This is a genomic window from Saccharopolyspora sp. (genome assembly GCF_017434145.1).
Lineage (GTDB): Bacteria > Actinomycetota > Actinomycetes > Mycobacteriales > Pseudonocardiaceae > Saccharopolyspora_C > Saccharopolyspora_C galaxeae.
Genome location: NZ_JAFRFW010000694.1, coordinates 1 through 5,169, shown reverse-complemented (window position 1 = coordinate 5,169; position 5,169 = coordinate 1). Strand labels below are relative to the sequence as shown.

General features: G+C 71.1%; 5 protein-coding genes. All 5 read right to left on the bottom strand.

Features of this window, described 5'->3' with window-relative positions:
* Nucleotides 1-870, bottom strand: an 870-nt coding sequence (locus IJH84_RS18990; protein ID WP_295146919.1) for an ATP-dependent metallopeptidase FtsH/Yme1/Tma family protein, incomplete at its 3' end; no start/stop codon positions are given.
* Between the two features lie 224 nt (nucleotides 871-1,094).
* Entirely contained in the window at nucleotides 1,095-1,652 is a 558-nt protein-coding gene (gene hpt / locus IJH84_RS18985) for a hypoxanthine phosphoribosyltransferase (protein ID WP_200068273.1), read from the bottom strand.
* 33 nt (nucleotides 1,653-1,685) lie between these two features.
* A complete protein-coding gene (gene tilS / locus IJH84_RS18980) occupies nucleotides 1,686-2,654 on the bottom strand; it encodes a tRNA lysidine(34) synthetase TilS (RefSeq protein ID WP_295146925.1) in 969 nt (322 codons plus the stop codon).
* 97 nt (nucleotides 2,655-2,751) lie between these two features.
* Nucleotides 2,752-3,849 carry a zinc-dependent metalloprotease gene (locus IJH84_RS18975; RefSeq protein WP_295146922.1) on the bottom strand — a complete coding sequence of 366 codons (1,098 nt, stop codon included), beginning with the start codon at nucleotides 3,847-3,849 and terminating at the stop codon, nucleotides 2,752-2,754.
* 142 nt (nucleotides 3,850-3,991) lie between these two features.
* Nucleotides 3,992-5,169 (bottom strand): D-alanyl-D-alanine carboxypeptidase/D-alanyl-D-alanine-endopeptidase (gene dacB / locus IJH84_RS18970; RefSeq protein WP_295146915.1); only part of this gene is annotated, 1,178 nt, incomplete at its 5' end.

The window sequence follows — 5,169 nt, the reverse complement described above, 5'->3', positions numbered from 1 at the left end:
CTGGTTGAGCGTCTGCTCCAGCTCGTCGTGACCGCCGCCGATCGCGGCGCCGCGATGGCGGCCGACCGCGTCGATCTCGTCGACAAACACGATGCACGGCGCGTTCTGCGTGGCCTGCTCGAAGAGGTCGCGGACGCGGGAGGCGCCGACACCGACGAACATCTCCACGAAGTCCGAACCGGAGATCGAGTAGAACGGCACGCCCGCCTCACCGGCGACGGCCCGCGCCAGCAGCGTCTTACCGGTGCCGGGCGGCCCGTACAGCAGCACGCCCTTCGGGATCTTCGCGCCGAGCGCCTGGTAGCGCGCCGGGTAGGAGAGGAAGTCCTTGATCTCGTGCAGCTCTTCGACGGCCTCGTCGGCACCGGCGACGTCGCCGAACAGCGTCTTGGGCATGTCCTTGGTGAGCTGCTTGGCCTTGGACTTGCCGAAGTTCAACACCCGGTTGCCGCCGCCCTGGACGTTGTTCATCATCCACATCAGCAGCAGCACCAGCAGGCCGATCGGCACCAGGTAGATCAGCATCTGCATCCAGAGCGAATCCTGGGTGACCTGGGTGTTCCAGCTGCCGACGCCGGCCTGGCGGATCTCGTTGACCACCGCGTCGGTGGAGCCCGCGGGGTACTGGGTCGTCAGCATCGAGCTGCCGTCGAAGCTCTGGCCGGGCTTCATGGTCAGCAGCACGCGCTGTTCTTTGTCCTGGATGGTCGCTTCGGAGACCTTGCCTTCGGAGATCTGCTGAAGCGCTTGGGAGGTGGAGACCGGGTGGTAGCCCCGGGTCTCGTCCATGATCACGCTGAGGCCCCACATCAGCGCGAACACCGCCAGGATCCAAAGCAGCGGGTTACGGAGCAGGCGCTTTCGGTCCATTCACTTGCGGCCGACGGATTCGGCCTCGACCCTCCCTGACTTCACCTCGGGCAACGGCACCGGTGAACGGCGCACGCACGAACCGTCGCCGCCGTCAACCCCCTCGAACCAGCGTACCGGCCGCCACGAGTGCGCGACCACGCCGCGAGCCGTGCAGTCAGACCAGCCTACTCTTGGCCGGAACCGGATCTTTCGCGCGGCCGTTCCCGCCCGCCGGTGCGGCTTCACAGCCCCGAGGTGTAGACCTTCGGGTCCAAGGAGCCGATGTAGGGCAGGTCGCGGTAGCGCTCGGCGAAGTCCAGCCCGTAGCCCACGACGAACTCGTTCGGGATGTCGAACCCGACGTAGCGGACCGGCACGTCCACCTGCACCGCGTCCGGCTTGCGCAGCAGCGTGCACACCTCCAGGGAGGCGGGGTTGCGCGAAGCCAGGTTCTTCAGCAGCCAGGACAGCGTCAGCCCGGAGTCGATGATGTCCTCCACGATCAGCACCTGGCGGCCCGCGATGTCCCGGTCCAGGTCCTTGAGGATCCGCACCACGCCGGACGACGAGGTCGAGGAGCCGTACGAGCTGACCGCCATGAACTCCAGCTGGGCGGGCTGCGGCAGCGCCCGCGCCAGGTCGGTCATGACCATCACCGCACCCTTGAGCACTCCCACCAGCAGCAGGTCCCCGCCCGGGGCGTCCCGGTAGTCCTCGGAGATCTGCTTGGCCAACTCGGCCGTCTTGTCCTTGATCTGCTGCTCGGTGATGAGCACTGAAGCGATGTCGCCGTCGTACACGGCCCGGCTTCCCCTCTCCTGTTGGGCGCACGTTCACCCGCCGCTCAACCGTTCGGCGGTTCCTCGTCCACCACGTTCCACCTGAAGCCTGCCATGCGTCCGGCGCAGCACAAAGTTGCCCGGCAGAGCGTGACCACCCTGTCCCCGCCAGTCACCGATCAGGGCGTCCGCGGACCGCAGATGGGCGTCCGAGAGCTCGGCGACGCCCTGCTGCAGCAACCAACCGCGCAGCACCCGGCGCCGCACCGCGGGCGGTTCGGCTGCCAGCGCCGTCGCGTCGAGCGCGCCCGCGAGCTCGACCCGGCCGCGCACTCGTGCCGCGACCACGTCCAGCGCGTCCACGTCCTCGCGCAGCTGGCGGGCCGTGCGGGCCAACGCCGGTGCGACGCCACCCTGCAGCACTTCCTCCAGCAGCGGGAGCACTTCCCCGCGCAGCCGGACGCGGGTGAACCTGCCGTCGCTGTTGTGCGGGTCCTGCCACGGCACCAGGCCGAGTTCGGCGCAGGAACGGGCCGTGGTCTCCCTGGTGATCTCCAGCAGCGGCCGCGCCCAGGGTTCGTCCCACGCGCGCATCCCGGCCAGCGAACGAGCTCCCGAACCGCGTCCCAATCCCAGCAGCACCGTCTCGGCCTGATCGTCCAGCGTGTGCCCGAGCAGCACCATCGACCCGTCCGGCCGCGCCCGCTCCAGCGCCTCGTACCGCGCGCGGCGAGCGGCGGCCTCCGTGCCGCCTGCACCGCTCACCCGCACCGGCAGTACTTGCACGTCCGGGAAATCCAGTGCCCGCAACTGGTCGGCAGCCGTCGAAGCCACCTCTGCGGATTCCTCCTGCAACCCGTGGTCCACGACCACTCCGCGCAGCGAGCGACCTTCGCGGGCCGCCACGTGCGAAGCGGCGGCGGCGAGCGCGAGCGAGTCGGCGCCACCGGAGCACGCCACCACCAGCGGGGCCGCGTTTCCGGCCGCGGCGAGAAAGCGGCGCAGCGCCGTTCGCACGGCCAGGGTCGCCTGGCCTGCGAAGCGGCTGGCGCCGTCGGCCGCGGGGCCGGGGACCGCGGAGGTCACGCCAACATTGTGCGGGGCGCGGCGACAGCCGCTGTCAGCCGTGCACGCGGCGCAGCCACGACGGCGGATCCGAGATCTCGGCGCGCGTCGGCAGCTGCTCCGGCGACGTCCACACCGCGTTGAACCCGTCCATGCCCACCTCGCGCACGACGTGCCGGGTGAACGCAGCACCCTCCGCGTACTGCCGCATCTTCGCGTCCACCCCTAGCAGGCTGCGCAGCAGCCGGTCCAGCAATCCGCCACCGTTGCGGCGCTCGGTGAACCTGCGGCGGATGGTGGCCACGCTGGGCACCACCTCCGGCCCGACGGCGTCCATCACGTGATCGGCGTGGCCTTCCAGCAGCGTGGACAGCGCGAGGATGCGGTCCAGCGCAGCCCGCTGCTCAGGCCCCTGCAGCAGCTCGACCACGCCGAGCACCCCCGGGCTCGACTCCGTCCCGGCCCGCGGGCCGCGCAGCACCGACGGCAACCGCCGCAGCAGCTCGACCAGCGACGAGTCCATGTCCGACAGCAGCACCCCGAGACTCTGCGCGAAGTGCTCCCGCAGCCACGGAACCGCGTTGAACTGCAGCCGGTGCGTCGACTCGTGCAGGCACACCCACATCACGAAGTCGTCCGCGGGCACGTCCAACGCCCGCTGCGCGGCCACGATGTTCGGCGCCACCAGCAGCAGCCGCCCGGGACGCGTGCCGCGGGAACTCGGCAGGAACGGGTCGTACTGCCCGAGGACCTTCGTGCCCAGGTACGACAGCACGAGTCCGGTTTGCAGCCCGGCGCCGCGCGCACCGAGGCCGCTGAGCAGATCAGCGCCGAGCGCGCCGGGACGACCGGCCGAGCGCAGCGCCACACCGGTCAACTCGGACAGCCCGTGCGCGGCCGCGCGCACCCATTCCGGCCGGTCGACCACATCGCCCTGCAACACCGGCAGGTCCAGGCCCAAGCCGGTCAGTTCGCGCACGTGCGACTCCGCCGCGACGCTGGCCCGCCGCAGATCGCGCACCGCGCGGTCCGCTTCCTCGCGAGGCACGTCCGGGCCGCTGGACATCAGCCGGGCCGCGGTCGCCGCGGCCAGGTCCCAATCCAGCGTGCGATCCGCTCCGGTCGAGCCGTTGTCGGGAGTGCTCGGCGGCAAAGTGGCGGATCGCGAAGTCACAGCACCGACCGTACCCCCGGTGTCCTGCGCACCGACACTTCCGCGCGCTGCGCAGCGACATTCCACGTGCAGGGCACGGACACTCCCACGTGCAGCGCACGGAACCCCGCACGGGAGCCGCTCAGCGGCAGCCGCACTCCCGCAACGCGGAGGCGACCTTGTCCAGCGCCGGACGCAGCACGCCGGAGCTTCCGGTGTGGTTGGACATGAACGCGAACACCAACAACCGGCCGTCCCGGGTGACTACCGACCCGGCCAAGCCGTTCGCCCCGTCCAGCGTGCCGGTCTTCGCCCGGACCCATCCGCGACCGGAGCTGTCCGCGTACCGGTCGCCGAGGCTGCCGGAACCGCCCGCCACCGGCAGCCCGGTCAGCAGCTCGCGCAGCTTCGCCGACTTGTCCGACGCCCCGCTGGTCGAGCCGGAACCGCCGTTCGCGTTCGCCCCGCCGGTCGAGTTCGCCGCGGCCAGCAGGTTGCCGAGCACCTTCGGCGGGATCTTGTCGTTGGTGGACAACCCGCTGCTGTCGTCCATCCGCACGCCGGTCAGGTCGAAACCGTTGCGCTGCAGCACTTCGCGCACCGCCTGGGTGGCGCCGGCGAACGACGGCTCCTTGCCGTTCTTGATGGCGACTTCCCTGCCGAGCGCTTCGGCCAGCACGTTGTCCGAGTGCAGCAGGGTCGTCTCGACCATCTTGCGCACCGTCGGCGATTCGACCTGGCCGAGGCTCTGCGCGTTCGGCCCGGCGCTGGCCTCCGAGACCGCCGAGGACGGCAGCCCGAGCAGCTTCGCGAGCTCCTGCCCCGTCTGCTGCGCCGGGGTTTCGGTGCGGGGGCTGTAGTCCTCCTTCGGATTCTTCCGCCCGCCGTCGAGCATCACCGGCTCCATCGGCGACATCTGCCCGCCCGCGATGTCCGTCGGCAGCCAGCCGGGCGCCAGCTTCGGGCCCTTGTAGCGGCTGTTGTCGACCTTGACCGAGGTGACCTGCCCACCGGTCGCAGCCCGCACCTGCGCGGCCAGATCGGCGAGGTGCGCCGCGCCCGGGTACACCGACTCGTCCCCCGCGGGCAGGCTGGAGAGCGTGGGGTCGCCACCGCCGACGAGCACCACGCTGCCCGGCTCCGAACCGCGCACCACCTTGGTGGTGAACCGCGACTCGTGGTCGAGCGTGAGCATCGCCGCGCTCATCGTCAGCAGCTTGCCGGTGGAGGCGGGCGTCAGCGGTTGCGACGCCCCGCGGTCCCACAGCGTGCGGCCGGTCGCCGGATCGAGCACCATACCGCCGAACGGCGCCAGCACCG